The organism is Rhodococcus sp. KB6 (assembly GCF_001445685.1).
Classification (GTDB): domain Bacteria; phylum Actinomycetota; class Actinomycetes; order Mycobacteriales; family Mycobacteriaceae; genus Rhodococcus_F; species Rhodococcus_F qingshengii.
The window spans coordinates 1-1,350 of record NZ_LNAK01000029.1 but is presented as its reverse complement, the minus strand read 5'-3'; the positions used below and the strand labels follow the sequence as shown (position 1 = coordinate 1,350).

At 63.0% G+C, this 1,350-nt stretch carries 1 protein-coding gene and 1 other annotated feature; the gene reads right to left on the bottom strand.

Annotated features, from left to right (window positions below):
• Positions 1-31 precede the first annotated feature (31 nt).
• Positions 32-1,296, bottom strand: a protein-coding gene (locus ASU23_RS06640; RefSeq protein WP_230544151.1) for an IS3 family transposase whose coding sequence is annotated in 2 segments (ribosomal slippage) — positions 32-993 and positions 993-1,296 — 1,266 coding nt in all. Because the reading frame shifts where the segments join, the coding sequence is not laid out codon by codon here.
• Positions 863-997, bottom strand: a sequence feature (AL1L pseudoknot). It overlaps the preceding gene by 135 nt.
• Positions 1,297-1,350 lie beyond the last annotated feature (54 nt).

The window sequence follows — 1,350 nt, the reverse complement described above, 5'->3', positions numbered from 1 at the left end:
TGAATCGCCCTGGGTCTGATGGAGGCTCTGGCTATTTGATTTCAACCAAGGCCTGCTCACCCTGCTCAGTAGCGTAGAACGTCTTCTCGTACTCTGCTGGCGGGATGTCGCCGCAGTGACCATGCAGCCGCCTGTGATTGTGCCAGTGCACCCACGACAGTGTCGCCAGTTCCACGTCGTCGATGCTGCGCCATGGACCAGGATGCGTTGGGCCGTAGATGAGTTCGTACTTGTAGTAGCCGTTCACGCTCTCGGCGAGAGCATTATCGTAGGAATCGCCCACGGTCCCGATCGACGGTATTGCACCGAGTTCGGCGAGCCGTTCGCCGTAGCGGACCGAGGTGAATTGACTGCCCGCATCGCTGTGGCAGCGCAGCCCGGTCAACCGTGTGCCGCGACTGAAGCGGGCCATCTCGATGGCGTCGAGCACTACCTGGGTGCGCATGTTCGCCGCGACGCGCCAGCCCACGATCATCCGAGAGTAAGCGTCGGTGATGAAGCAGACGTAGCCCATTCCCGCCCAGGTCGGGACGTGGGTGAGGTCGGTGACCCACAGTTGGTTCGGCTCAGTCGCAGTGAAATCCCGCCCAACCAGATCGGGGTGCCGATCCGCCCCGGCCGTTGCTCGGGTGGTACGCACCTTCTTCCCTCGCCGCACACCAGCGATCTGCTCGGCACGCATCAGCCGCGCGACCTGGTCACGGCCGACATCGATGCCCGATCTTCGGGCTGCTTTCCACAGCTTCCGCACCCCATATACCTGGTAATTCTCCTCCCACAACCCCCGTAGCGCCGGCCGCAACCGGCTATCGGAGACCGATCTAGCTGACGGCGGTCGGCTTTTGGTGGCGTAGTAGCTGCTCGGAGGTATCTGCAAGGCCTTGCAGATACGCTCGACCCCAAGCCTCCGACCCGCGATGACATCGCCGCGATTGGCATCGATGAACGCGGTCATCTCTTGTGCTGGCGGTCGAGCTCCGCCCCGAAGAAAGACGCCGCACGCTTCAATATCTCGTTGGCGCGCTGCAGTTCTCGGATTTCCTGCTCGAGTTGCTTGATCCGATCGGCCTCGGCGGTGCTCACTCCCACAGTCAGACCGTCATCGATATCGGCCTGCTTGACCCACGACCTGACGGACTCGACCCCGTAACCCAACTGCGAGGCAACCCGCGCTGTCGTCCCATGCTCGGTCCCCAGCTCGGCCCGCAACGCCCGGACCATCCGCACCGCACCGGCCTTCTCCTCCGGCGAATACCGCCGCATCGTCGGCCTCCCTGACACCCGTTCATTCGGCATGCTTCCATCCTCGTTTCCAAGGCCAGAAGTCTCCACCGAACCCAGGGCGATTCA